Here is a 25003-nt window from a genome sequence, read left to right on the forward strand (position 1 = left end):
CAAACCCGGAGACATGGCCGTGATCGCGCGCGGCCTTGCACGCGACCGAATTGTCGAAGTGAAGGCACCCTACGGCGACTACATGCATTTCGGCTTCTGCTGGTACGTCGAAGCGCCAGCACCGATCCCGGCCATGGACGCGCGGACTGGCTTGTCATGTCAGATCACGAACGGCTGGTGCCCGGATGCATGGTTGCGACCGATCAGCGGCGTGCCGGTGACGGACAACGTGAGCGACGAGGTGACGGCATGAATATCCGAATCTCGCGCGACACCTTCTTCGTTGCCCACCGAAAAGGCTTCTTCTTCCGCCTGCGCGGCAAGGGGCTCGCATTCGAGATCGACCACCGGCGGTACTTCTCCGAGCGCTATGGCTACCGGAAGGTCTACCGCATCGGTCGACTCTCGCTGGAGGTGCTTCGATGAGCCAGCAGACCCTCATCGCGGGCTCGCCGATCGCGCGGCGCGTCGAGTTCGTCGTGCCGGGTGCGCCTGTCGCGAAGGGGCGCCCGAAGTTTGCTCGCCGCGGAGCGCACGTCACGACCTATACGCCCGAGAAGACCGAGCGGTACGAGAACCTCGTGAAGATGGCCGCCCGCGCAGCGATGCGCAGCGCCACGCCGTACGCCGGCCCGATCCGCCTGATCGTGCACATCGGCCTGCCGATTCCGGCGAGCTGGTCGATGAAGCGCCAGGGCGAGGCGGCCGCCGGCGCCATCGGCGCGACGAAGAAGCCGGACGCCGACAACGTTGTCAAGGCGTTGAAGGACGGCATGAACGGAGTGGTGTACGTCGACGACGGCCAGGTCGTCGACCTCTGGGTGTCGAAACGCTACGCGCGCACGCCGGGCGTGCGCATCGAGGCGATCGAATTGAATCTGAAGTCAGCATAAGGAGCGGGGCCTTGAAAGCAAAAGGAAAACTCACGATCAACGCGATCATCGCGGCCATGAAGCCCGGCATCCGGTACTCTGCGCACGACCTCTCTCGTCGCCTGAAGCATCCGGTTTCGTCGGTGCGCCAACTGCTGTCGCTCGACGTCGCGCTCGTGCGGCTCGACTGCCATTCGGAGAACCGCGGTCGGATGTACTCGCTCGCGGGCACGAGCCGCTCACCCGGGACGCATGTCGACACGCGAATCCGGCCGGACTTCACCAGCAACCTGTCGGGCTACATGGCCGAGCTCAACACGCGCCAGGCGCTGGCGATGACGACGCGGGGTGTGCGATGAGCGACGTCGTCGAGTTCAAATCCGCGTTCGATGCCGTGCGCTTCGCGCTCTGCTACTCGTCGCAGCAGTATGGCGAGACGATGCTGGCGAAGCGGCTGCGCGGCGAATCAATCGGTACGGGGATGGGTCTGGTCGGGCTCGACGGCGCCGGCCAGGCCGGCGAGATCCGTCGGCACCTCTGGGAACTGCCCGAGCTGCACCTCTCCGTGATCGTCGCGCGCGCAGCGCCGCATGACTTGCCGTGCTCATGTGGCGCGGCGTGTTGCAGCGGGCGAACGCCGAATCTCGAGTGGCAGGCCGCGATTGGGTGGCTGATTCGGGCGTCCGCCGCCTACTGCTCGGGGTTCTCGCACTACCGCGTGCGTCGGGCGATCATCGAGCGTCTGTTCGGGGTGAAGTGCGACCTGGTCGACATCGCGCACGACTGCGAAGCGCACGTGAACACCGTCAGCAAGCAGAACGCAGCGGTGCGGAAGTGGATCGAGGGCGATAAGAAAACCGGCGAGGCGGGCGTCGAGGGGCTCGCGTGGTCGGTGATTGAGCGGCGGTTCAGCGAGCTCGGATTGCTGCAGGAACGAACGACAGCTTGACAATGTGTGTTTCGCACACAATAATCCGCCATATTCGATACACGTCATACGTGCGTCCGAAGCAAAAAGCCCGCGAAAGCGGGCTTTTTCGTTTGCGTCGTCGGACCTGTTCGCCTACAATCCTGGCCGCGGGGTGGAGCAGTCTGGCAGCTCGTCGGGCTCATAACCCGAAGGTCATAGGTTCAAATCCTATCCCCGCAACCAACATCGAAGCCCGCTGAGCCGACAAGCCAGCGGGCTTTTTCGTGCAGTGTTATTTCGCGTTAGGTTTGGTACGAGGAACGCGCTTGACCGTGGGCTTAGGCGCTTTCGCTACAGGTTTCGCTGCCGCCTTCTTAGCTGCTACGCGCACCGTCGGCTTGGAATCCTCGAGTACCGCAGCGAGTTGTTCCCAACTGTATTTGTGAGCGTTGACGCTGTTGCCCTTCGGCCACCATTCGACGGACCCCTTGCTGAATTTAAGGGCGCCGATCTTGCGGCCATTGGTGCTTTTTACGGTCAGAATTTGATCTACTTTTCCGATTTCTACTTCGGAAGTGAGTGCCAAGCTGACTTTTGCCATAGTTATTAATCCCCGTAGTTTGCCGGAGTATCCCGGTTGAGTGATTCTACGATACGGCGTGAAACCGACGAGATAAGCCGGCTCGCTGAAAGGCGCTGATGGAATTGTGCCAGCCTTGCTGGCACCAGACACGCAGCCCATCGCTATTCCGCTACCGCGGATTAGTCGACCCGCAGCTTCGAGACGTTGTCGAATACGTTGTCGATTCGATTGCGAATGGCGTTCTTGACGTCATGGGGAACTGCGGGGTCGGCATGCAGGGTGTCAAACGCACTGTGGATCCACAGGCGCATGCGTTGTGCTGCCTCGTCCTTATCCTTCGCGTCCTTGATCTGAATCGAGATCAGCGCTGCCAAGATTGCGCCGTCGGCGGTCCGCGTTGCGGCTTGATGTACGTCGTTGGCAAGAAGTTGTTGTTCGTTGCTCATTGGTCCCTCGTATAGGTGGTTTGCCCGGGCGACCGCCCGGCCATGAAATTGTATAGGTCGCCATCATTTTTGCTTTTGACGTAGGTATATCGCAGCAACGCGTAGCGCCGCCGGAGTCAGAGCGCATTGGCGCGGGATTAGTGCTATTCTGGCCTTGGCCTTAGCTGCGCCGGCGGGGAAGACGCAGCGAGGTGATCAGCCAGCGCGCCGAATGGTGCAGACGGGTTTCCGCCGCCCTGCTGGCACCAGATACGTTGAGCCCACTGAGCGAGAGCCAGCGGGCTTTTTCGTTACAGCTCCTTCAATCTCTTCGTGAGCGTCTCGACTGCAGTTCCGATAAACGTTCCGAGATTCTCGCCGGCTTCAGCGGATTTGACCGTCCAGCCATTGGTGGGCAACGTTATGCCCGCGCCAAGTGCTTCCTTGACGAGCGCGATTGCAGTGTTCTGAGCGTCTCGTTCACTCATTGCCATTTTCTTTGCCCCGTAGTGAGCCGGTGGATCCCGGCTTGATAATTCTACGCCGAGGTCAAGCCGTCACCGAGCACCCGTGAACAACATGCCTCATTCGAGCCGATCCGATGTCGCACGGATGGCGCACGCGCCGCGTCCTGCGCCGCCCGACATCCTCTTCGGCGATTCGAGCTGGATCCGGCGCATCGTGCCGGCCGACGGCGTCACCGAGTGGGTGACCGAGACGTTTGTGCGCGCCGGCGCGCCGCTGCACAACCCAGACCACGAGCACTTGATCGACGCCGACGTCGCCTACCTCTGGGCGGCCGTTGAGAGCGTCCGCCAGATGCGACGCGTCGTCGGCCAGTGCGAAGAGGTGATGATCCGCGCCGGCGGCTGGCAGCGCGCCAGGCAGGAGCAGCAGTACCTCGAATGGTTCGGCCGCGTGCCGGCGTTCCTGATCACGCTCGACGCGGACTACGCGCGCGAGTGTAACGACCTCCAGTGGTGCGCGCTCGTCGAGCACGAGCTGTATCACATCGGCCAGCGCACCGACGCGTTCGGCGCGCCGGCCTTCACGAAAGACGGCATGCCGAAGCTCGGCATCCGCGGCCACGACGTCGAGGAATTCGTCGGCATCGTCCGGCGCTACGGCGTGGCCGGCGGCGCGGGCGACACCGCCAAGCTCGTCGCCGCGGCTCAGCGCGCCCCCGAGGTCGGTCACGTCGACATCGCGCGCGCCTGCGGCACCTGCATCCTGCGGGCTGCATAGCCTCCCCTGAAAGTTTTCCGTCATGGCAGCACTTCCCGAACCGATCAAGGTGTTCGTCACGCAGGCGCTCGCCTGTTTTGACACGCCTTCCCGTGCGGCGAAGGCCGTCCGCGAGGAATTCGGCGTCGAGGTGTCGCCGCAGCAGTGCGAGCGGTATGACCCGACGAAGCGGGCCGGCGCGACGCTCAGCAAGAAGTTCCGCGAGATCTTCGAGCGCACGCGCGAGGAGTTCCTCAACGACACATCGCGCATCGGTGTGTCGCACCGTGCCGTGCGCCTGCGCGCGCTCGACCGAGCCGTCGCGAAGGCAGAGGAGCGCAACAACCTGCCGCTGATGGCGCAGCTGCTCGAGCAGGCTGCGAAGGAATCCGGCGACGCCTACACGAACCGGCGGCGCCTCGAGCACACTGGGGAGAACGGCGGCCCGATCGAGAACAGGACGGTCGTCGTCGATGAAAGCCAGGTCGCAGCCGCCGTCGCCAAACTCGAAGACGAGTATTGACCCCGCCATCGAGCGGGCCGTCCTGAAGACGAAGTGCGAACGGGATCACCTGTTCTTCAGCCGCTACTTCTTCAAGCACCGGCAGGCGATCAAGTTCCGCGTCAACTGGCACCACGTGCTGATCGCCGACACGGTGCAGCGCGTGATCGACGGCACGCTGAAGAACGTCGTCATCAACGTGCCGCCGGGCTCGTCGAAGACTGAGCTGGTCGCGATCAACCTGATCGCGCGCGGCCTCGCGCTGAACCCGCGCGCGCGATTCCTGCACATCAGCTACTCGGACGACCTCGCGCTGCTGAACAGCGAGACGGCGCGCGACATCGTCGCATCCGACGAGTACCAGGCGCTCTGGCCGCTGAAGGTGGCTGACGACGCGAAGTCGAAGAAGCGCTGGAACGTGCTCGTCGACGGGAAGAAAGCCGGCGGCGTGTACGCCGTGTCTCTCGGCGGCCAGATCACCGGCTTCCGGGCCGGGCACATGACCGAGGGCTGGCAGGGCGCGATCATCATCGACGACCCGCTGAAGGTCGAGGACGCGTACAGCAAGACGAACCGGGACAAAGCTAACCGCAAGCTGCAGTCGACCGTGAAGAGCCGAAAGGCGAGTCCGGACACGCCGATCATCGTGATCATGCAGCGGCTCGCCGAGGAAGACCCAACGGGCTTCATCAAGGCCGGCAAGCTGCCGGGCGAGTGGGAGTTCATCGAGATCCCGGCGCTGATCACGGACGAGTACGTCGCGAAGCTGCCGGCGCACATCCGCGAACGCGTCGAGCGCGACGAGCGAGACGAGGACGGCCGGTACAGCTACTGGCCGTACAAGGAACCGCTGCAGGAGCTGCTCGCATCCGAGAAGGCGGACGCGTACGTCTTCAACGGCCAGTACATGCAGCGGCCGTCGCCGCTGGGCGGCGGGATCATCCAGAGCGGCAAGTTCTTGCGCTACGGCGCGCTGCCGCAGCTCCAGTACCGGAAGATCTTCGCCGACACGGCGCAGAAGACCGCCGAGCGGAACGACTACAGCGTATTCGAGTGCTGGGGCCTTGGGTACGACAACCGTGTGTACCTGATCGACCTGGTGCGCGGGAAGTGGAAGGCGCCCGAGCTGAAGCGGCGCGCGATCGACTTCTGGAACAAGCACGCGGCCATCGGCGCCGACGACCCTGGCGCGCCGGTGCTGCGCCAGATGAAGGTCGAGGACAAGTCCAGCGGTACCGGGCTGATCCAGGACATTCAGGCCGAGGGGGGCATCCCGATCGAGGGCATCGAGCGCGTGAAGGACAAGCTGACGCGCGTCATGGACGTCGTGAGCCACATCGACGCCGGCAACGTCGGCGTACCGCTGGATGCCCCATGGGTCAGCGACTTCTTGACCGAGTGCGATTCGTTCACGGCTGACGACACGCACATGCACGACGACCAGATCGATCCAATGGTCGACGCAATCAACGACATGCTGGGAGGCGCGAAGGACCTGTCGGTCTGGGAGCGGCTTGCCGGTTGAGCACGACAGGATTTCCCGGAATGTCGAAACGGAAGCAACAGACCCGGCCGCCGCGCGCGTCGGCGGCGACGCACGCCCATCGCACGGTCGACTCGTTCGCCAACTTCGAAGCGCGGCTCGGATGGGGCGCCGACAACCAGGCGTCGGCGGCGCAGTACACGCTGTCGTACCAGAGCCGCAACCGCGTCTGGCTGGAAGCCGCGTACCGCGGATCGTGGATCGTGCGCGCCGCGGTGGACGCGATCCCGGAGGACATGACCCGGAAGGGCATCGAGATGTCCGGGCTCGATCCGACCGACGTGTCGAAGATGGAGACGGCGCTCACGCGCAAGGCGATCTGGGACCAGCTCTGCGACACCGGCAAATGGGGGCAGCTGTACGGCGGCGCGATCGCAGTGATGCTGATCGACGGCCAGGACATGTCGCAGCCGCTTCGGCGGGAGACCATCGGGAAGGGCCAGTTCAAGGGCCTGCTCGTGCTCGACCGCTGGATGGTTGCGCCGCCGGTCGGCGAAGTCGTCACCGAGTTCGGCCCTGATCTCGGCATGCCGAAGTACTACGACGTGCTGCCGACCACGATCGGCTTGCCGCAGGGGCGCATTCACCACTCGCGCGTGCTGCGAATGGACGGCGAAGCGCTGCCGTACTACCAGCGCATCAGCGAGAACGGCTGGGGCTTGTCGATCCTCGAGCCGATGTGGGACCGGCTGATCGCGTTCGACAGCGCGACGGTCGGCGCCGGCCAGCTCGTCTACAAGGCGCATCTGCGCACGCTGAGCGTCGAGAAGCTGCGCGAGATCATCGCGGCCGGCGGCCCGGCGCTCAACGGCCTGCTGAAGCAGGTCGAGATGATCCGGCTCGGGCAGTCGAACGAGGGCATCACCCTTATCGACGCGACCGACAAGTTCGAGACGCACCAGTACGCGTTCAGCGGGCTGTCCGACGTCATGCTGCAGTTCGCGATGCAGCTCAGCGGCGCGACGGGCATTCCGCTCGATCGCCTGTTCGGTCAGCAGCCGGCCGGCCTGAGCGACACCGGCGAAGGGTCGCGCCAGCTGTATCACGAGAAGGTGCACACGCGGCAGGAGCGCCGGCTGCGCAACCCTCTGCACGGGCTGCTCGACGTGATGTGCCGGTCGGAAATCGGCCAGCCGTTGCCTGAGGACTTCTCGTACGAGTTCAATCCGCTGCAGGAGATGTCGGCCGCCGAGAAGGCGGAGATCGGCAACAAGACGGTCGACTCGGTGACGAAGGCCGTCGACGCCGATCTGATTCCTCGCAGCCAGGGCATGCGCGAGCTGAAGGCGTCGTCGCCCGACACCGGCATGTTCGGCGACATCCCTGACGAAGCGATCGAGCAGGCCGAGCGCGACGAAGAGGGCGAGGATCCGCCGGGAATTGATCCGGCGCTTCCGCTCGGCCCGGCGCCGGGCGCGGCCGCGCGCACGAATGATTCTCTGCTTCGCAGGCTTTTCCGACGTCGATGATCCTCACCCTCGATCGAAAGCGCGACCGGCGCAAGAACCCTGTTCGGCTGAGCGGGCCCGAGCGGCAGTACAGCCTCCAGTTGCGGAAGATCGCCGAGCAGGTCGGCGTGTTGGTGAACGGTTTCCCGGCTGGCGACGCGTCATTCGCGCCGACGATTGAGGAGCTGCTCCGGCGCTACGCCGAGGCTCTGGCGCCCTGGGCTGAAGCCACCGCAGCGCGGATGCTTGCCGACCTGAACCGGCGCGACGAGCAGGCGTGGATGCAGCAGGCGGCCGACATGTCGCGTGCGCTGCGTGACGAGATCCGCGGCGCGGCAACCGGCGAGACGATGCGCGCGCTGATGGCTGAGCAGGTGACGCTCATCAAGTCGATCCCGCTCGACGCCGCCGAGCGCGTGCACCGGCTGACGATCGAGGGGATGGTCGACGGCACACGCGCGGCGCAGATTTCGAAGGCGATTCAGGAGTCAGGGCAGGTCGCTAAGAGCCGCGCTGACCTGATTGCGCGCACCGAGGTCGCGCGCGCAGCGACGACGCTCACCGAGGCGCGAGCGCTGCACATCGGCAGCCCGGGCTATTTCTGGCGGACGTCAGCCGACTCCGATGTCCGCGAGGACCATCGCATCCTCGAAGGCCAGTTCATCACATGGGACAACCCGCCGATCGCCGATCGGCGCACCGGCCGCCGAGCCCATGCTGGCTGCATCTATGGATGCCGGTGCTGGACTGAAGTCGTATTTCCGAAGGACTGACCATGCTCTGTTTCGCTGCATTCGCCGCATTCGTATGCGGTGTTGTAGTCGGTCGCGCGCTGCGCCGGCCTCCAGTTCGCCTGATCGTTGGCGACGTATCAGTCGAGGCCCGCACGTGCGACGAGGCACTGAAGGCACTTCGCTTCATGACCCTTGTGAAACTGCCCCCGCCTCCCGTGCCGCGTGCGAAACCTTTTGTGCCGGACCCGCAGCGGGTGATCTGACATGCGCATCTACACCACTGACCACGCGTGCACGTGCGGCTCGCATGCGCCGCGTGCCCGCGCGCATACCCGCGACGGCATCACCGCATCGGGCGTGTACGCGGCCGAGCAGCTCGGCGAGCGGCAGTCGATCACGCCGGAAGGCTTCCTGCTCTGCGAGGCCGTGCCGATCGCACGCGTCGGCGCGCAGGACTACGCCTATTTCGAGCTGCCGGAGATCGAGGCGAAGGACGGCGTCATCGTCGCCGAGCGCACGGCAGACGTGCTGTTCAGCCCCGAGACGCTCGCCAGCTTCGAAGGCAAGCCGATCACGATCGACCATCCGCCGGATTTCGTGACGCCGGCGAACTACATGTCGGTGGCGCGCGGCACGGTCCGCAACGTGCGGCAAGGCGAAGGCGACCAGGCCGAGCTGATGCTCGCCGATCTGCTGATCACCGACGCCGAGGCGATCCGCCGCGTCCAGAGCAAGGGCGCGGACGCGCTCACGCAGGTAAGCAACGGCTACGACGCCGACTACGAACAGATTGCGCCTGGGCGGGCGCGACAGGTGGTGATCGTGGGCAACCACGTCGCCCTCGTGAAAAGCGCCCGCTGTGGCCCCGTGTGTTCGATCGGGGATAGCAGTTCCAACCTACTCCCGACAGGAGATGCAAGCATGGCAACCAAGAAAGGCTCCAAGTTCGTCGACGCGTTGCGCAAGGCGTTCATGACGCGCGATTCCGAAGCGTTCGAGAAGGTCGCGAACGAGATGACCGGCGACGAAGGCGGCGAGGGTGGCGACGGCCAACCCCAGATTCACATCCACATGCCCGGTACCGGCACCGATCCGAAGGCGGCTGTCTCCGCGACGGGCGACGATGGCGCGGGCGGTGGCGAAGGCGATCCGCTGAAGCAGGTGCTCGATGCGATCCAAGCCACCAACGGCAAGATCGATGCGCTGGCCGATCGCGTGACGAAGCTCGAAAGCGGCGGCACGCCGACCGGCGACGGTGACGGCGATGACGACGATCTGCTCGGTACCGGAACGACGGACAACGACGGTGCCGGCGAAGGCGACGACGACAAGACCGGCGCGCGTACCGGAGACAGCACCGCGCTGCGCGACCAGTTTCAGGATGCGCTCTCGCGCGCCGAGATCCTCGCGCCGGGAGTGCGACTGCCGACGTTCGATGCGAAGGCGGTCCGCAAGAAGACGGTCGACGCCATGTGTGTGCTGCGCCGCCGCGCATTGCGCGCCGCGCTGGACAACGAGAACGCCGAACTGGTCAAGTCGGTGGTCGGCGGCGCGAACGTGGCCAGCATGACCTGCGATTCCGTCGCGGCGTTCTTCAACGCAGCGTCGGAGGTCGTGCGCAGCAAGAACTCCGGCGTCACGCAGCGCCGGACGAACGATTCCGCTCAGACTGAGCGGAAAGACATCAACGCAATCCACGCGGAATTCTGGAAGGTCCGCAAGTAAGGAGCCGACATGCCCTCGTTGCAAGCTTATCAATATCGCATGCCGGCAGGCTTTGCCGGTGACCTCCAGCGCGCCGAAGTCGCCACGATCGAGACGCAGCTGATTGACTCGGCGGCACCGCCGGCGGCGTTCGGCGTTCCCGTGAAGATGGTGAACGGCAAGATCCAGCCGATCAACAACGCGGCCGACACGGCAGCGCTCGTCTACGGCGTGAACCTGCGCGCGTATCCGATCCAGGGTAACGGCACGGATCCGCTCGGGACGTCGACGCCGCCGACGAGCGGTGTGACCGACATCCTGAAGCGCGGCTACTTCAACGCCGCGCTCGGCGGCACCGCGCCGGCCACGAAGAACGGTACGGTGTACGTGCGCGTCGCGGCGGCCGCCGCTGGCAAGCCGCTCGGTGGTTTCGAAGCGGCAGTCGACGGCACGAACACCGTCGCGATGCCGGCGAACTGGTACTTCACCGGCCCGGCCGACGCATACGGCATCGTCGAAATCGCCGTCAACATCTGATCCGGCGCTGAACAGCGCTTCACCCGAAGCCCCGCAATCGCGGGGCTTTTGCATTTCTGGAGCCATTACATGGACATGTCCGAACTGAAGCACCTGCGCCGGGCCGGGGCCTCGATCCCGATGTCGGCGGCCGTCGCGGATGCGACGCGCCGGCTGATCCGCGCGCGTACGCAGGACCAGCAGTACACGTACGATCGCCAGACGATTGATTCGACCGGCGCATTCCTCGTCGGCCAGCTGGAACGCCTCGACCAGACGCTGAACGAGCCGCTCGTCGAGTACACCTGGTCGCGCGACATCTACATCCGCAGCGACGTGTCGGCGGCCGACGAAGTCGCGTCGTTCACGAACTCGGCGTTCGGGATGAGCGGCGGTATCAACCCGAACGGCCTGAACTGGATCTCGAACGAGGGCAACGCGCTCGCGGGCCCGTCGGTCGACATCGGCAAGACCGCGCAGCCGATGCTGCTCTGGGGTGCCGAGGTCAAGTACACGGTGCCCGAGCTCGTGAAGTCGCAGCAGCTCGGCATGCCCATCGACTCGCAGAAGGTCGAGGCGATGAACATGAAACGCAACATGGACCTCGACCAGATCGTCTACTACGGCGATCCGCAGATGAGCTTCACCGGCCTGGTGAATTCGACCGGCGCCGTCGGCAGCGTTTCGAACGTCGCGAACGGCGCGGCCGGCACGCCGCAGTGGGAGACGAAGACGCCGAAGGAGATCCTCAAAGACGTGAACGAGATCCTGACCTCGGCATGGCAAGCGTCCGGCTGGAAGGTGAAGCCGAACCGCCTCATGCTGCCGCCCGCGAAACTGGGTTGGGTTGCATCGCAGATCGTGAGCGACGCCGGCAACAAGTCGATCCTCACGTACCTGCTCGAGAACAACATCTGCACGCAGCAGGGCACGCCGCTGGAAATCCTCGAGCTGAAGTGGCTGATCGGCGCCGGCGCCGGCGGCACGCAGGGCCAGCTCGGCACCGTGGACCGGATGGTCGCGTACAACAGCGACAAGAAGTACGTCCAGTTCCCGATGACGGACCTGCAGCGTACGCCGCTCGAATATCGCTCGCTGTTCCAGATCACGACCTACTGGTCGCGTATCGGCCGCGTCGAATGGCGCTACGGTACGACGGCCGCTTACCGGGACGGGATCTGACATGGCGAAGATCAACGTTCTGACGGCGTTCACGATCCGGCTGGCCCACGAGGGCGAGGAGGTCATCCGGCGCGTCGAGGCCGGCGTGCAGGAGGTCGAGGACTTCATCGCCGACCACTGGTACGCGAAGGCGCACACGGGCCCGCTGCCGGAGAAGTCCGGCGATTCGGGCGCCTCGCAAGACGGCCCGGCGGATCCGGCCGCGGCTGCTGCAGCGGCAAAGGCCAGTCTCCAAGCCGAGTCGGATCGCCTGGAAAAGCTGCGCACCGAACTCGATACGTTCGGCAAGGGGCTGGACGACCGCGCGGCCGCGCTCGACACGCGCGAAGCGGCGGTTGCCGCGGGCGAGCAGGATCTTGCCGCGCGGGTCGCGGCCTTCGAGGCGGCCCAGAAGGACGCCGCGGCGGCCGCGAAGGATGGCGCAGCCGACGGCGCGACCCAGAAGCCCGGCAGCGGGAAGAAGGCATAATGGCCTCCCGGCGCCGCGCCATCGAGGCGCGCGCCGGCATCCGCATTTTGGCAAGGTGACACGTGGATATCGCCCAGTTCCGACAGTCGTTCCCCGAGTTCAACGATACGACGACGTACCCCGACTCCCTCGTCCAGTTCTGGATGACGGTCGCGGTCTCGCTCGTCAATGCCGAGCGCTGGGGCGAGCTGACTGATCTGGGAATCGCGCTCGTCACCGCGCACCACCTCGCGCTCGCGTTGAAGGACCAGAAGACGGCCGCAGTCGGCGGCGTGCCCGGGCAGGTAACCGGGCCGCAGTCGTCGAAGGCCGTCGACAAGGTGAGCGCGAGCTACGACACCGCGGCTGTCGCCATCAAGGACGGCGGCTTTTGGAACGCCACGATGTACGGCGTCCGCTATCTCAGCCTGGCGCAGATGATGGGCTCCGGCGGCATTCAGCTGTAACGCTGCCGCCGCCTATCGGGAGAATCCCATGGACGGCATGAAAATCGACCGCCTCGACGAGGTGCTGAAGTCGATCAGCGGGCTCGTGCAGAAGGAGGTGCTCGTCGGCGTGCCGGACAGCACCGCCGGCCGAAAGAACGAGGGCGAACCGCTCAGCAACGCAGAGATCGGCTACATCATGGAGAACGGGTCGCCGGCCAACAATATCCCGGCGCGCCCGCACCTGGTGCCCGGCGTGCAGGACGCGCGGCCGAAGTTCGAGCCGCAGCTCCAGAAGGGCGTCGAAGCGGCGCTCGACGGCGATCTCGAACAGGTCGAACGCCGGCTAAAGCTCGCCGGGCTTGCCGGACAAAACGGCGTGCGCGCGAAGATCAACAGCAACATTGCTCCTGAACTCGCTGACTCTACGCTGGCCGCGCGCCGGCGCCGCGGTGTGACGCGTGAGAACACGCTGGTCGACACCGCTCAGTATCGAAACGCGATCACGTACGTGGTCCGCAAGAAGGGGTGATAACCTTGGTTGGTCAAGTTCCATCGGGGCGTTGAATGGCCACACTGAGCGAAACTGAAATTGCGATCCATCACCTGTTGAATGTCTGGCGCAAGTTCGACCCTCATCCGAGCAGCGACACGATACTCGTACATCGCAATGAACCTTCCGTCGAAGCCGCCGCGGCGTTTCTCGAGATCGCGGGGTATGGCGACGACTGGGGCTTTGAGTTTGTCCTCAATCAGCGCGGGATCGAGCTCATGAATGCCGAGATTTGAACTGTCGGTTTAATCGACCAGTGGGCCGCCATGTGCGGCCCTTTTCTTTTGCAGGAACGACATGGCCTTTCTCGACGTAACCGAGGTCCTGCTCGATCCGGATTTCATGGACACGGGCCTGATCTGCAATCGCATGACGCAAACGGTCGACGGCCACGGCCGCGCACAGAACACCGCGGCATCGACGCCGTTCGCCGCCGTCGTGACGAGCGACAAGGGCGACATCCTGCATCGCAACGCCGACGGCAGCCGAATCATCGGCTCGATCACACTGCACACGATGTTCCGGCTGATGGACGGCGGCGCCGGCCACGACGCCGACGAGGTCGTGTGGGCGGGCCGCACCTACACGGTCGTGAACGTGAACGACTACTCGCACTTCGGCCGCGGCTTCGTCTGCGCGACGTGCGACCTGAAACCTCTCTCAGGGTGACCCCATGAACGACAGCTCGACCGGCGGATACCTGGCGCCAGCCGTCGATGCGCCGCCGGACGAGGACGATGCTCTCGACAACCTGGTCCAAGAACTGATCGCCGGCATCACGGCGCTCGCGCCGGACCTCGTGCGGCCGCGCTGGCAGACGACCGTGCCGAAGCAACCGGAGCCGTCCGTCGACTGGTGCGCGTTCGGCGTCCAGGAGCAGGAGCCGGACGCGGGCCCCGCGATCCAGCACGACGGCACCGACGACGGGCACGACGCGTACATCCGGCACCAGGGCATCGACGTCATGTGCACGTTCTACGGCCCCCATGCGAAGGGCTACGCGCAGCGACTTGGCGACGGTCTCGCGATCCCGCAGAACCGCGAGCAGCTCCAACTTCAGGAGATGGCCTTCGTCGGCGTCGGCGCGATCCGCCCGGCGCCCGACCTGGTCAATCAGCAGTGGGTGCGGCGCTACGACATGACCGTGAAGCTGCGCCGCAAGATCACCCGGACCTACGCGGTCCTCAACCTCAAATCGGCCACCGTGGCGACGACGACTGACTCGTCGACGCCCGTGGCCGGCGTTTCGAACATCCACTCGTAGGGGACCAGCATGTCCAACGGATTGCCGGTATCGCGTCTGATCAACGTGACGATCAACCTCGCCGCGCTGGCGGCGCAGGGCGCGAACATGAACACCGGGCTGATTCTCGGCCCGTCGGCCATCATCGACACCAACGAGCGCACGCGCTCGTACGGCGGCATCGACGAGGTGACGCCTGACTTCGGCACGAACACGCCGGAGTACTACGCCGCTGCGCTGTATTTCAACCAGGTGCCGAAGCCGAAAGAACTGTTGATCGGCCGGTGGGCGAAGACGGCAACGGCCGGCTCGCTGCACAGCGGCGTGCTGTCGGCCGCGCAGCAGCAAATCGCACTGTGGGATGTAGTCACGACCGGCGCATTCAACATCACGATCGACGGTGCTGCGAAGTCCGTCACCGGCCTCGACTTCTCGGCACAGACGAACCTCAATGGCGTCGCCACCGTGATCAATGCGAAATTGACCGGCGCGACGATCGCCTGGAACGGTTCGCAGTTCGTCGTGACGTCGAATACGACCGGCACGAATTCGAAGGTCGGCTATGCGACGGCCCCGGGTGCCGGCACCGACGTATCGGCGATGCTCGGTCTGACGAGCAGCCTTGCCGGCGTCCCGGCGGACGGTATCGTACCGGAGCAACCGGTCGATGCCGTGGCGATCTTCCTCGATCGCTTCGCGAACAAGTTCCTCGGGTTCGACTTCGCTGACGCATCGATCACCGACGACCAGCACATCGCGGTCTCGAACCTGATCGAAGCCGACCAAGCGCACATCTACGGGATCACGACGCAGAACCCGCAAGTGCTCGATTCAACCGTCACGACTGACCTCGCTAGCCGCCTGAAGGCTCTGAAGCTGAAGTACACGCTCCTGCAATATTCGAGCTCGTCGCCGTATGCGATTTCGTCGCTTCTCGGCCGCCTGCTGACGGTGAACTTTGACGGCAACAACACGACGATCACCGTCATGTTTAAGCAGGAACCGAGCGTCGCAGCCGAGGAACTCACGACTACGCAGGCGAACGCCCTGCAGGCGAAGAACTGCAACGTCTTCGTCGCGTACAGCAACGATACGTCGATCATCCAGTACGGCGTCACGCCGAGCGGCATCTTTGCTGACTCGGTCTACAACGCGATCTGGTTCCGCAATCGTCTGCAGACGGATCTGTACAACGCGCTTTATCAGAGCCCGACGAAGATTCCGCAAACTGATCCCGGCAATGCAAGCCTTGCCGCGGTGCTCGCGACCGGCTGCGAAGCGGCAGTAACCAACGCATACCTGGCTCCGGGCGTCTGGAATTCCGAAGGGTTCGGCGCGATCTCGAAGGGCGACACGCTCTCGAAGGGCTACTACATCTATGTGCCGCAGATCGCAACGCAGTCGCAGGCGGATCGCGAGGCGCGGAAGGCCGTTCCGTTCCAAATCGCAGCGAAGGAGGCGGGCGCAATTCACAGCGTCGACGTGTTGGTCACGGTCAACCGGTAATAAGGACATATCCACATGAGCACTTACAGCTTTCAGGACGTGGCGGGGACGCTCGTCGGGCCGGGCGGAATGTTTTCGCTCGGCTACGGCGAGGCAACCGCCGAAGAAGGCATCACGGTCGTCCGCGCGGGCGACAAGAACACGATGACAATCGGCTCTGATGGTGAAGGTATGCACAGCCTGCATGCTGACAGGTCCGGCCAGGTCACGCTGCGCTACCTCAAGACGGCGCCGATCAACGCCAAGTTGATGGCGCTCTACGACGCGCAGTCACTCGACAGCCGGCTCTGGGGCAAGAACCTCATCGAGATTCGCCAGACCGCATCGGGCGACGTGGCTACGGCGCGCAGCTGCGCGTTCAAGAAGGCGCCGGATCTGAAATACGCGAAGGACGGCGACATCGTCGAATGGATCTTCGATTCGATCAAGATCGACGGCATCCTCGGAACGTACTGACCATGACGACTGAAATCGAACTCAACGGCGCCCGGTACGCGATCGGCAAGCTGAGCGCGAAGCAGCAGTTTCACGTTTCGCGGCGCATTGCGCCGGTCATCCCGCCCATGATTCCGGTCCTGATGAAGTTCTATGCGGAGCTGGAGCAGGCGGACAACGCGCGCGTGCAGGCGCGCGCAAACGCCGCGCTTGCGGCACTGGCTGAAGAAACGCAGCCGATCGAGTCGGACGCGTCGGCGGCGCACGACGAGAAACGCGACATCCTCGCTCTCGTCGATGCCGTCGCGCCGGTACTCCAACCGTTCGCCGACGCGCTCGCTGACCTGAAGGACGAGGACGCCGACTACGTGTTCGACACATGCCTGTCCGTCGTCGAGCGTCAGCAGCAGCACGGCTGGTCGAAGATCTGGTCGGCGCAGCGAAACACGGCGATGTTCGATGACATCGGCATCGACGTGATGCTGCCGCTCGTCGTGCGCGTCGTGGTGGCGAACCTCGGCCCTTTTATCAGCGGGCTGCTTACCAGCCAAGCGAGCAGCCCGGCGGCGACGTAGGCTGGATCCGCACGCTGCCCAGCGGTGAGGATTGGTTGCTCGCGCCCGTGCATGCGCAGATGTGCCGTTACGAGTCGCTGCTCGACGGAACGCTCGGCTTGGACGACATCGCGCTGATGAACGATTCCCTTGCCGTCCGGGCAGACAACGACGCGGCGTTCCGCCGCAAGATGGAAAGAGAAAATGGCTGATTCCGTCGTCATCCGCGAGTTCCTCGTCGCGCTCGGCTTCAAGGTCGACGAAAAGGGCCTGAAGAACTTCAAGGAAGGCGTCGAAGGGACGACGAAGGGTGTCAAGCAGCTGATCGCCACGGTGTCCGGCGCCGCGCTCACGGTGAGCGCCGGCGTCGCGGCATTCGCGTCGAAGCTCGAGCGCCTGTACTTCGTATCGCAGCGCACGGGCGCATCGGCAACGAACCTGCGCGGCTTCGAGTTCGCCGCACGGAACATGGGCGTCTCGGCCGAGGCGGCCACCGGCACGATCGAGAACCTCGCGCGCTTCCTGCGCAACAACCCGGCGGGCGAGGGTTACCTCGCGACGCTTGGCGTGCAGACTCGCAACGCGAACGGCGAGCTGCGCGACACGGTCGACATCATGTCGGACCTCGGGAAGTCGCTGGCGAACAAGCCGACGTGGCTTGCCAGTCAGTACGGGAACATCCTCGGTATCGACGAGAACTTGCTGCTCGCGATGCGCAACGGGGATTTCGAGAAGTTCCTGAAGCAGTACCGCGAGATGTCGCAGTCGACCGGTCTCGATAAGGCTGCCCACGACGCGCACCAGTTCATGACCCGGCTGCGCGAGCTCGGTACGACGTTCGAGAACCTTGCGATCCGCGTCGAAGGCGCGATGCTGCAGAAGATCGGGCCCAGTCTCGATCGTTTCCAGCACTGGATGGACGAGCACGGCGACGAGATCGCGAACAGAATCGCCGACATTGCGAACGCAGTGCTGAAGGCCGCTGAGGTGATGGGGCCGCCGCTGGCGTGGCTGGCTGACAAGTTCGTTGAGCTAGACCGCGGGACGGACGGTTGGTCGACGAAGATTCTGCTGCTCGGCGTGGCGCTGAAGGCGCTGGGCGTATTCAAGATCGCCGGCGGTATCTGGAAGATCGTCGCGGCGCTTCGTGCCGGCGGCGCGGCCGCGAGCGGCGCAACTGGATTGCTTTCGGCTATGGGAGTAGAGCTTGCGGCCCTCGCATCGAGCGCGGCGGCTGTCGGTGCTGCGTTCCTCGGCTGGAAAATCGGCGACGGCGTTCGCGACCAGATCGACGGTCTGATCACAAAGCTGTCGGGTGGGCGCTTCCGCTCGTTGTGGGACATCCTCACGCTGAAGGATCGGCGCGGTCTTGATTCGACGGGCGGCTACACGCAGGACGAGGTCGATAGCGTTCGAAAGGACGGCGGCGGTGGCGCGAAGTTGACGCCGCCTCGTGGCCAAGCGGTTCCAGCGGCTCCTGCCGTAGCTGCACCGAATTCTGTCGCGGCTGGTTCGCCAACAGCTGAACTGGGAAGCGCGATGTCGCGCCTCGCAGACACGGCGTTCGGACGCCTGATTTCCCGCGGCGAGGGCGATTACAACAGCGTGAACCGCGGCGCGCGTGGCGGCTATCGCGCCGGCACGGAAAACCTCGAAGGCATGACGCTCGCGCAGGTCATGGCGGCGCAGCGCGCGGGGCAGTTCAACGCGGCCGGTCGCTACCAGATCATCGGTAGCACGCTGGCCGAAGCCGCGCGCGGATTGAAGCTGAACGGCGACGAGATGTTCGACCGCAAGCTGCAGGACCGCATCTTCGAGCAGTACCTGGTGCGTAATAAGCGGCGCGCGATCGCCGACTATGTCGAGGGGCGCAATGACGATCTGCGCGGCGCGCTGCGCGCGGCGTCGCGCGAGTGGGCGAGCGTCGCGGACCCGGACACCGGCCGCAGCTACTACGCTGGCAAGGGCAACAACCGCGCGAGCATCACGGCCGCCGAGATGGAAGCCGCGTTGCGCAACACGCGCGCGACGTACCAGCCGGCCGGCGCGCTGACTGCACAGTCGGCAGCAAGCGGCGGATCGACGAAGGTCGAGCTGCACCAGTCCACGCAGATCCACGTGACCGGCGCAGGCGATCCTTCGGCGGCCGGTCGCGCCGTCGAGCGCGAGCAGCGCGCGGTGAACGCCGACATGGTGCGCAATCTACAGGGGGTGATCTCGTGATCCTCGACATGATCATGATCTCGCCGAAGAAGATCGGCAGTATCACGGTGCAGGTCGCGATCGAAGAGGTATACAACGATGAGCTCGCGATCACCGAGCATCCGGTCGAGCAAGGGGCGCAGATCACCGATCACGCGTTCAAGCGGCAGCCGGATCTGTCGATGCGGTGCGGCTGGAGCAATGCCGACTACGAAGCGCTGCTCGGCGCCGCGGAAGCGACGTTCGATGGCGGTGGCCTGCCGTCGGCGCAGTACGTCAACGCGATCTACTCGCAACTGCTGGCGCTGCAGCAGGCGCGCACGCGGTTCGACGTCGCGACGAGCCGCCGCACCTACCAGAACATGCTTCTGCAGGGGCTGCGGCTCACGGTTGACGCGAAGACGTCGAGCGCGCTGATCCTGACGGCGACGCTCAAGCAGATCCGCATCGTGTCGACGCAGGTGACGAAGTTGCCACCGCGCGAGAACCAGGCCGACCCGGCGTCGACGGCCGAGACCGGCAACGGCGGTACGAAGGCCGCCGTGCCGGCGACGCCGGCGCCGGGAGGCGCAGTACCGCCGGGGAGTATGTGATGCCGAGCTACTTCGAGATTCCGTTTTCCCCGCGCCCGGAGCGCTTCACCGTGACGCTGAGCGGGACTGACTATCGCCTGACCGTCCAGTACCGCAAGGCCGGCGGCGCGGGATGGGTACTCGACATTGCGGACGCCTCGGATAACCCGCTGGTATCGGGCATCCCGCTGGTGACCGGCATCGACCTGCTCGCGCAGTACAAGCACCTGGGTTTCCAAGGGCGGCTGTGGGTGCAGGGCGCGGCTGATCCTGACGACGTACCGACGTACGAGGATCTGGGCATCGGATCGCATGTTTTCTGGGTGACGGACCAATGAGCGTTGAGCAGTTCGGCCGGAAGGTATCGCTGATCATCGGCTTTGACAGCGGCGAGGCGCTCGATCTGTCAGAGCTGCGCATCGTGTTCCGCGTGCAGCGTGGCGATCTGCAGACGCCGAACTCGGCGCGGATCCGCGTCTACAACGTGTCCGAGACGACGGCGCGACGCGCGCAGAAGGAGTTCACGCGCGTCGTTCTGCAGGCTGGCTACGAGGGCAACTACGGGATCATCTTCGACGGCCAGGTCAAGCAGGTGCGACGCGGGCGCGAGAGCCAGACGGACACCTTCCTCGACATCACCGCGGCGGACGGTGACTCGGCGTACAACTTCGCCGTGGTGAACACGACGCTCGCGGCTGGGTCGACGCCCACGGATCACGTAGCGGCAGCTTGCACCGCGATGAACCCGTACGGCGTGCAGCAAGGCTATCTCCCTGAACTGCCGTCGAACCCGCTGCCGCGCGGTAAGGTGATGTTCGGAATGGCGCGGGACTTCATGAGATGGACCGCACGGACCACGCAGACCGTCTGGAGCATCCAGGACGGGAAGGTCGTGTTGGTGCCGGAGACGGCGTACATGCCAGGCGAGATCCCGGTGATCACTTCCGCGACCGGCATGGTCGGGCTGCCGCAGCAGACCGCGAACGGCATTGAGGTGAAGATGCTGCTGAACCCCAGCGTGAAGATCGGTCGGCTGATCTGTCTGGACAACGCGAGCATCCAGCAGTACGAGTACAGCCTGAACGTCGGCCAGCAGGCCGAGAACGAGCGGATCGAGATGCAGGCGAAGCTGCAGGACGATGGCTTCTACTACGTGATGCTCGCGGAGGTGAGCGGCGATACGCGCGGCGAAGAGTGGTACACGAGCGTGACCTGCCTTGCGGCAGACGTCACGGTGCTGCCCGATTCGTTCAAGGATAAGGCGGCGGTGCCGTCCGCCGACGTGATCAAAAGGTACGGCTAACGGCCGTAGGTCGGCAGCGCCTTGATCGTCATCGTCGTGTTCTCGCCGTTCCGCTTGACGTCTGCGCGGGCGAGCACGTTGAGCGGCATCGATTTCGCCGGCATCTTCGGCACGATGATCACGGCGTCGCCGTCGATTGTCTCGCCCCAACAGCCAATGTCCCACACGCCGCGGTAGGACTCATAGCGCCGCATGTTCTTCGCGTTCGCAAGCGGCAGGTCGCACTTCTTCGCCGTGTACAGGATGGTCGGGAATTCGTTCTCGACGGTCACGCCGACCTTCATGCCAGCGAACGGGTAGACGTAGGCGTCGTCAGCGACGGCGGCGAGCGGCGCGAGCAGCGCCGCGGTCAACAGCAGTTTTTTCATTTTCATCCCATGGATAGACGTGAAAGGGTAGGCGACCCGGAGGTCGCCCTGCGTGAAGCGTTCGACGGCGTGCGCGCGGGCATCTGGACGGCATTGCCCGGCATCGTCCAGTCGTTCGAAAGCGCGGCCGACCGGCCGCCGACATGCAGCGTGCAACCGGCGATCAAGGCGCTGATCCGAGGCATCGACGGCACCATTCAAAGTGTCGCGCTGCCGCTCCTGGTTGACTGCCCGGTCCAGTTCCCCGCTGGCGGAAATTGTACGTTGACGTTCCCGGTGGCGCCCGGCGACGAGTGCCTCGTCGTGTTTGCCTCGCGCTGCATCGACGCCTGGTGGCAATCGGGCGGCGTGCAGGAACAAGCCGAGCTGCGCATGCACGACCTGTCGGACGGGTTCGCGCTGCTCGGCTTTCGGTCGCGGCCGCGCGCGCTTGCCGGAGTCAGCGGCAGCTCGACGCAACTGCGCAGCGACGACGGCGCGACGTACATCGATCTGAACCCGACGCTGCAGAAGGTGAAGATCGTGGCGCCTGGCGGCTTCGACGTGGTCGCACCGCTGTCGACATTCTCGGCAGCGGTGACGATCACCGGGCTGCTCACGTTCGTCGGCGGCATGGTCGGCAGCGCGGCGAGCGGCGCCGCGGCGGTGTTCAACGGCATCCTGAACGTGATCGGCCAGATCACGGCGAACGGGAAGCGCGTCGACGATACGCACACGCACCCGAACGGTAACGGTGGCAACACGGGGCAGGTCAACTGATCGTCGGATCGCCAACAAAAAACCCCGCTCGAAGCGGGGTTTGTCGTTTCTGGAGCGGCCAAATCAGGCGTGCGCGTGCTCGCGGATCTCGCGTAGCGCATCGTCGCCGATCTTTTCCTTGGCGAGCTCGGTGTCGTAATGCGTCTGGAGGTTCATCCAGCTCTGCGGATCGACGCCGAAGAACGCACCAAGGCGCACCGCGGTGTCGGCCGTGATGGCGCGGTCGCCCTTCACGATCTCATTAATGCGACGAGCCGGGACGCTAATTGCCTTCGCCAGTGCGTATTGGCTGATGCCCATCGGCTCAAGCCAGTCTTCCGCCAGGATTTCACCGGGCGTCGCCAGGGGTACTTCTCGGGTCATGACTTTCTCCGGGTTGGTCAGTGGTAGTCGACGATTTCCACATCCGTGGCGCGGCCATTGGCGAACTTGAAGCAGATGCGCCACTGGTCGTTGATGCGGATGCTGAATTGGCCTTGTCGGTCCCCCTTCAGCGCTTCGAGCCGGTTGTTCGGCGGGATGCGAAGGAAGTCCAGATCGGCCGCAGCGTGCAACTGCTGGAGCTTGCGAATCGCGACGCGTTCGAAATTGACGAAGCGGGCGACCCGCGTGCCATTGAACAGCGCCTGAGTGTCTCGGCAGTTGAACGATGTAATCATGAATGGATAATAACGCAATGCGTTATTAACGTCAAACGTTATTATCGTTTTTGGGGTACGAATGCGATACCGAAAACTCGACGCGAACGGCGACTACGTCTTCGGCGGAGGCGCAGCCGACTTCCTCGCGAACACACCCGAGACGGTCGCGCAGGCCGTGCTGACGCGCCTGCGCCTGCTGCGCGGCGAATGGTTCCTCGACACGACGGCCGGCATGCCGTGGGCAACCGACGTGCTCGGGAAGTACACCTCCGGCAAGTACGACGCCGCGATCCGGACATGCATCCTCGGGACGCAGGGCGTGATCGAGCTGACGAGCTACTCGAGCTCGGCTGATCCGGAGACGCGCACGCTGACTGTCACCGCGACGATCAACACCATCTATGGCCCCACCACGGTACAGGCGGCATTGTGACTCTCACGACCATCGCACCAACCATCGACGCGAACGGCATCACCGCGCCGACATACGCGGACGTGTTCGCGTTTCTCCAGGACAAGTACCGATCGATCTACGGCGCCGACACGTACCTGGAGCCGGACAGCCAGGACGGCCAGATGCTCGGCGTGTTCGCGAAAGCCATCAGCGACGTCAACTCGGTCGCGATCGCGATCTACCGGTCGTTCAGCCCGGCGACGGCGCAGGGCGATGCGCTATCGAGCAACGTCAAGATCAACGGCATCGCGCGCAAGACCGCGTCGTTCTCGAGCGCCGACCTGGTACTGGTCGGGCAGGCTGGAAAGACGATTACCAACGGCGCGGCGAAAGACAGCAACAACGTGCAGTGGTTGCTGCCGGCCACGGTGACGATCCCGCCGAGCGGCACGATCACCGTCACGGCAACGTGCGCTTCGATCGGCGACATCTCTGCGCGCGCGGGCACGATCAACCAGATCGCGACGCCGGCGCTCGGCTGGCAGTCGGTGACGAACCCGGCCGATGCAGCCGAGGGCGCTCCCGTCGAGAAGGACCCGGTGCTACGGCAGCGGCAGACGGTGTCGACCGCGCTGCCGTCTCTTACGGTGCTCGACGGCATCATCGGCGCAGTGGCGAACGTGCCGGGCGTCACCCGATATGTCACCTACGAAAATGACACCAGTGCGACCGACACGAACGGCATCCCGTCGCATTCGATCTCGCTCGTGGTCGAGGGAGGCGACGCGACGGCCATCGCGAACGCGATCGCGGCGAAGAAAACGCCGGGGGCGGGGACGTACGGCACGACTGCCGTCATCGTCATGGACGTCTACGGTCGGCCGATCACGATCAAGTTCTTCCGGCCGGCGCCCGCGCCGATCGCCGCGACGGTCAGTCTGAAGGCGCTCACCGGCTATACCAGCCAGGCGGGGCAACAGATCCAGCAGGCCGTGTCCGACTACATCAACGGCGTGCAAATCGGCGGCGGCCTATCCGGCAGCGTCGAATGGGGTGACGCGCTGACCGCGGCGAACAGCGTGGGCGGCGGCATCACATTCAAGCTGTCCGGCCTGACTCTCACCGGTCCACGCGGCGCCGGCGCGCCGGACGTCGCATTGCTGTTCAACGAGGCGGCGTCGTGCACGCCCGCGAGCGTGACTTTGGTGGTGACGTGATGGCCGCATTGACCGACTACACCTCGCTGATCACCTCCGAGCATCGCGACCTGCCTCGGTTTGCGGCGGTTCTCGGCACGATCGTGCAGCCGCTCGTCGACCAGATGAACCTGTTGCAGAGCATGCCGGCCAAGTTCGACCTCGACAACGCGGTCGGCGTGCAGCTGGACGACGTGGGTCTCTGGGTAGGTGTGTCGCGGAAGATCCGCACGCCGCTGACGGGAATCTACTTCTCGTTCGACATCGCGGGGCTCGGCTTCGATCAGGGGATCTGGAAGGGGCCGTTCGATCCCGACACGGGCCTGACCATCCTCGACGACGACACATATCGGCTGGTCATCCGCGCGAAGATCGGCGCGAACCACTGGGACGGGACGCTCGAGCAGTCGGCGGCAATCCTGAACAGCATCTTCGGCGCGGACACGCACGTGTTCATCGAGGACGACCAGGACATGTCGATGACGATCGGGATCTCCGGGAAGGTTCCGTCCGCGGTGTTCCTCGCGCTGCTCGCGGGCGGCTATATCCCGCTGAAGCCGGAGGGCGTGCGCGTCAACTACACGATCGTCACGACCGTCGACGGCGCGCCGCTGTTCGGCTTCGACATGTCTGGCCCATATGTGGCCGGTTTCAATATCGGCGCATGGGGCAAGCCGATCTGACCCAAACAATGCATTTCACGCTTTGAGCCGCCTTCGGGCGGCTTTTTTTATGCTCGG

Annotated in this window: 37 protein-coding genes and 1 tRNA gene; 32 read left to right on the plus strand and 6 right to left on the minus strand. The window is 64.8% G+C overall.

What is annotated here, in order from left to right; all coding sequences use genetic code 11:
• Positions 1-13: 13 nt before the first annotated feature.
• The 6 genes from GD429_RS27325 to GD429_RS27345 all read left to right on the plus strand — a co-directional run bounded on the left by GD429_RS27325 (position 14) and on the right by GD429_RS27345 (position 2025).
• Positions 14-253 carry a hypothetical protein gene (locus GD429_RS27325; protein ID WP_227791761.1) on the plus strand — a complete coding sequence of 80 codons (240 nt, stop codon included), beginning with the start codon at positions 14-16 and terminating at the stop codon, positions 251-253.
• Complete coding sequence (locus GD429_RS40680) at positions 250-426, plus strand: hypothetical protein (RefSeq protein WP_193727210.1); 177 nt, start codon at positions 250-252, stop codon at positions 424-426. Before GD429_RS27325 ends, GD429_RS40680 begins: the two co-directional genes overlap by 4 nt.
• The gene (locus GD429_RS27330; RefSeq protein WP_152861597.1) at positions 423-893 is read left to right on the plus strand and encodes a RusA family crossover junction endodeoxyribonuclease; all 471 of its coding nucleotides are present in this window, start codon (positions 423-425) and stop codon (positions 891-893) included. Before GD429_RS40680 ends, GD429_RS27330 begins: the two co-directional genes overlap by 4 nt.
• Before the next feature lie 11 nt (positions 894-904).
• The gene (locus GD429_RS27335; protein ID WP_152861599.1) at positions 905-1231 is read left to right on the plus strand and encodes a hypothetical protein; all 327 of its coding nucleotides are present in this window, start codon (positions 905-907) and stop codon (positions 1229-1231) included.
• On the plus strand, positions 1228-1821 hold the full coding sequence (locus GD429_RS27340; protein ID WP_152861602.1) for a DNA-binding protein: 594 nt from the start codon (positions 1228-1230) through the stop codon (positions 1819-1821). The genes GD429_RS27335 and GD429_RS27340 overlap by 4 nt, the downstream gene beginning before the upstream one ends.
• Before the next feature lie 127 nt (positions 1822-1948).
• Positions 1949-2025 (plus strand) — tRNA-Met (locus tag GD429_RS27345).
• 49 nt (positions 2026-2074) lie between these two features.
• Here the strand turns inward: GD429_RS27345 and GD429_RS27350 are convergent.
• From GD429_RS27350 to GD429_RS40685, 3 genes are all read right to left on the minus strand, one after another.
• On the minus strand, positions 2075-2383 hold the full coding sequence (locus GD429_RS27350) for a hypothetical protein (protein WP_152861604.1): 309 nt from the start codon (positions 2381-2383) through the stop codon (positions 2075-2077).
• Between the two features lie 161 nt (positions 2384-2544).
• Positions 2545-2811 carry a hypothetical protein gene (locus GD429_RS27355; protein ID WP_152861606.1) on the minus strand — a complete coding sequence of 89 codons (267 nt, stop codon included), beginning with the start codon at positions 2809-2811 and terminating at the stop codon, positions 2545-2547.
• A gap of 290 nt (positions 2812-3101) precedes the next feature.
• Positions 3102-3278: a hypothetical protein gene (locus GD429_RS40685; RefSeq protein ID WP_193727211.1), complete on the minus strand. Its 177-nt coding sequence runs from the start codon at positions 3276-3278 to the stop codon at positions 3102-3104.
• A gap of 91 nt (positions 3279-3369) precedes the next feature.
• Here GD429_RS40685 and GD429_RS27360 point away from each other — a divergent pair, with 91 nt between their 5' ends.
• The 22 genes from GD429_RS27360 (at position 3370) to GD429_RS27460 (ending at position 20905) form a co-directional block, all read left to right on the plus strand.
• The gene (locus tag GD429_RS27360) at positions 3370-4035 is read left to right on the plus strand and encodes a putative metallopeptidase (protein WP_152861684.1); all 666 of its coding nucleotides are present in this window, start codon (positions 3370-3372) and stop codon (positions 4033-4035) included.
• Between the two features lie 22 nt (positions 4036-4057).
• Complete coding sequence (locus tag GD429_RS27365) at positions 4058-4537, plus strand: DUF2280 domain-containing protein (RefSeq protein ID WP_152861608.1); 480 nt, start codon at positions 4058-4060, stop codon at positions 4535-4537.
• A complete protein-coding gene (gene terL, locus GD429_RS27370; RefSeq protein ID WP_152861610.1) occupies positions 4488-6041 on the plus strand; it encodes a phage terminase large subunit in 1554 nt (517 codons plus the stop codon). Before GD429_RS27365 ends, terL begins: the two co-directional genes overlap by 50 nt.
• 20 nt (positions 6042-6061) lie before the next feature.
• Complete coding sequence (locus tag GD429_RS27375; RefSeq protein WP_152861612.1) at positions 6062-7528, plus strand: DUF1073 domain-containing protein; 1467 nt, start codon at positions 6062-6064, stop codon at positions 7526-7528.
• Positions 7525-8280, plus strand: a complete 756-nt coding sequence (locus GD429_RS27380; protein WP_152861614.1) for a phage minor head protein — start codon at positions 7525-7527, stop codon at positions 8278-8280. The genes GD429_RS27375 and GD429_RS27380 overlap by 4 nt, the downstream gene beginning before the upstream one ends.
• Positions 8281-8505: 225 nt before the next feature.
• Positions 8506-9966, plus strand: coding sequence for a DUF2213 domain-containing protein (locus tag GD429_RS27385; RefSeq protein ID WP_152861616.1), 1461 nt, complete (start codon positions 8506-8508; stop codon positions 9964-9966).
• Positions 9967-9975: 9 nt separating this feature from the next.
• A complete protein-coding gene (locus GD429_RS27390) occupies positions 9976-10482 on the plus strand; it encodes a hypothetical protein (protein WP_152861618.1) in 507 nt (168 codons plus the stop codon).
• A gap of 69 nt (positions 10483-10551) precedes the next feature.
• Positions 10552-11643, plus strand: a complete 1092-nt coding sequence (locus tag GD429_RS27395) for a DUF2184 domain-containing protein (protein WP_046545590.1) — start codon at positions 10552-10554, stop codon at positions 11641-11643.
• A 1-nt stretch (position 11644) separates the two neighbouring features.
• Positions 11645-12112, plus strand: coding sequence for an STY1053 family phage-associated protein (locus tag GD429_RS27400; RefSeq protein WP_152861620.1), 468 nt, complete (start codon positions 11645-11647; stop codon positions 12110-12112).
• 62 nt (positions 12113-12174) lie between these two features.
• On the plus strand, positions 12175-12558 hold the full coding sequence (locus tag GD429_RS27405) for a DUF4054 domain-containing protein (RefSeq protein WP_321574904.1): 384 nt from the start codon (positions 12175-12177) through the stop codon (positions 12556-12558).
• A gap of 28 nt (positions 12559-12586) precedes the next feature.
• Positions 12587-13069 (plus strand): hypothetical protein, encoded by a 483-nt coding sequence (locus tag GD429_RS27410; protein WP_152861622.1) that lies wholly within the window; start codon positions 12587-12589, stop codon positions 13067-13069.
• A 35-nt stretch (positions 13070-13104) separates the two neighbouring features.
• The gene (locus tag GD429_RS27415) at positions 13105-13326 is read left to right on the plus strand and encodes a hypothetical protein (protein WP_152861624.1); all 222 of its coding nucleotides are present in this window, start codon (positions 13105-13107) and stop codon (positions 13324-13326) included.
• A 61-nt stretch (positions 13327-13387) separates the two neighbouring features.
• A complete protein-coding gene (locus tag GD429_RS27420; RefSeq protein ID WP_152861626.1) occupies positions 13388-13759 on the plus strand; it encodes a hypothetical protein in 372 nt (123 codons plus the stop codon).
• A 4-nt stretch (positions 13760-13763) separates the two neighbouring features.
• A complete protein-coding gene (locus GD429_RS27425; protein ID WP_152861627.1) occupies positions 13764-14354 on the plus strand; it encodes an LIC_12616 family protein in 591 nt (196 codons plus the stop codon).
• A 9-nt stretch (positions 14355-14363) separates the two neighbouring features.
• Positions 14364-15839, plus strand: a complete 1476-nt coding sequence (locus GD429_RS27430; protein ID WP_152861628.1) for a DUF3383 domain-containing protein — start codon at positions 14364-14366, stop codon at positions 15837-15839.
• 15 nt (positions 15840-15854) lie between these two features.
• Complete coding sequence (locus tag GD429_RS27435; RefSeq protein ID WP_152861629.1) at positions 15855-16295, plus strand: phage protein; 441 nt, start codon at positions 15855-15857, stop codon at positions 16293-16295.
• Positions 16296-16297: 2 nt separating this feature from the next.
• Entirely contained in the window at positions 16298-16849 is a 552-nt protein-coding gene (locus GD429_RS27440) for a phage tail assembly chaperone (RefSeq protein ID WP_152861630.1), read from the plus strand.
• 35 nt (positions 16850-16884) lie between these two features.
• On the plus strand, positions 16885-17040 hold the full coding sequence (locus GD429_RS40690; RefSeq protein WP_193727217.1) for a DUF6889 family protein: 156 nt from the start codon (positions 16885-16887) through the stop codon (positions 17038-17040).
• Positions 17033-19051: a mannosyl-glycoprotein endo-beta-N-acetylglucosamidase gene (locus GD429_RS27445; RefSeq protein WP_152861631.1), complete on the plus strand. Its 2019-nt coding sequence runs from the start codon at positions 17033-17035 to the stop codon at positions 19049-19051. The genes GD429_RS40690 and GD429_RS27445 overlap by 8 nt, the downstream gene beginning before the upstream one ends.
• A 14-nt stretch (positions 19052-19065) precedes the next feature.
• On the plus strand, positions 19066-19623 hold the full coding sequence (locus GD429_RS27450) for a phage baseplate protein (RefSeq protein ID WP_415748957.1): 558 nt from the start codon (positions 19066-19068) through the stop codon (positions 19621-19623).
• Entirely contained in the window at positions 19623-19940 is a 318-nt protein-coding gene (locus GD429_RS27455) for a phage baseplate plug family protein (protein ID WP_152861633.1), read from the plus strand. Before GD429_RS27450 ends, GD429_RS27455 begins: the two co-directional genes overlap by 1 nt.
• Positions 19937-20905 carry a phage protein gene (locus GD429_RS27460; protein WP_152861634.1) on the plus strand — a complete coding sequence of 323 codons (969 nt, stop codon included), beginning with the start codon at positions 19937-19939 and terminating at the stop codon, positions 20903-20905. Before GD429_RS27455 ends, GD429_RS27460 begins: the two co-directional genes overlap by 4 nt.
• On the opposite strand, the gene GD429_RS27465 is transcribed toward GD429_RS27460, so the two are convergent.
• Positions 20902-21273: a hypothetical protein gene (locus GD429_RS27465; protein WP_227791763.1), complete on the minus strand. Its 372-nt coding sequence runs from the start codon at positions 21271-21273 to the stop codon at positions 20902-20904. The genes GD429_RS27460 and GD429_RS27465 overlap by 4 nt on opposite strands.
• Positions 21274-21282: 9 nt before the next feature.
• Between GD429_RS27465 and GD429_RS27470 the strand changes: the two genes are divergently transcribed.
• A complete protein-coding gene (locus tag GD429_RS27470) occupies positions 21283-22032 on the plus strand; it encodes a Gp138 family membrane-puncturing spike protein (RefSeq protein WP_152861636.1) in 750 nt (249 codons plus the stop codon).
• A gap of 63 nt (positions 22033-22095) precedes the next feature.
• Here GD429_RS27470 and GD429_RS27475 read toward each other — a convergent pair whose 3' ends face one another.
• Both GD429_RS27475 and GD429_RS27480 read right to left on the minus strand, forming a co-directional pair.
• Positions 22096-22395 carry a HigA family addiction module antitoxin gene (locus tag GD429_RS27475; protein ID WP_152861637.1) on the minus strand — a complete coding sequence of 100 codons (300 nt, stop codon included), beginning with the start codon at positions 22393-22395 and terminating at the stop codon, positions 22096-22098.
• 17 nt (positions 22396-22412) lie between these two features.
• A complete protein-coding gene (locus tag GD429_RS27480; protein ID WP_152861639.1) occupies positions 22413-22691 on the minus strand; it encodes a type II toxin-antitoxin system RelE/ParE family toxin in 279 nt (92 codons plus the stop codon).
• Between the two features lie 61 nt (positions 22692-22752).
• Here GD429_RS27480 and GD429_RS27485 point away from each other — a divergent pair, with 61 nt between their 5' ends.
• Genes GD429_RS27485 through GD429_RS27495 form a run of 3 tightly spaced genes read left to right on the plus strand, consistent with a single transcriptional unit; the run spans position 22753 to position 24946 of the window.
• Positions 22753-23106 (plus strand): hypothetical protein, encoded by a 354-nt coding sequence (locus tag GD429_RS27485; RefSeq protein WP_152861641.1) that lies wholly within the window; start codon positions 22753-22755, stop codon positions 23104-23106.
• On the plus strand, positions 23103-24284 hold the full coding sequence (locus GD429_RS27490; protein WP_321574906.1) for a baseplate J/gp47 family protein: 1182 nt from the start codon (positions 23103-23105) through the stop codon (positions 24282-24284). The genes GD429_RS27485 and GD429_RS27490 overlap by 4 nt, the downstream gene beginning before the upstream one ends.
• Entirely contained in the window at positions 24284-24946 is a 663-nt protein-coding gene (locus tag GD429_RS27495; protein WP_152861643.1) for a DUF2612 domain-containing protein, read from the plus strand. The genes GD429_RS27490 and GD429_RS27495 overlap by 1 nt, the downstream gene beginning before the upstream one ends.
• The last annotated feature ends 57 nt before the right edge of the window (positions 24947-25003 follow it).

Origin of the sequence: Burkholderia sp. BE17 (assembly GCF_009362305.1) — a bacterium.
Taxonomy (GTDB): Bacteria; Pseudomonadota; Gammaproteobacteria; order Burkholderiales; family Burkholderiaceae; genus Burkholderia; species Burkholderia pyrrocinia_C.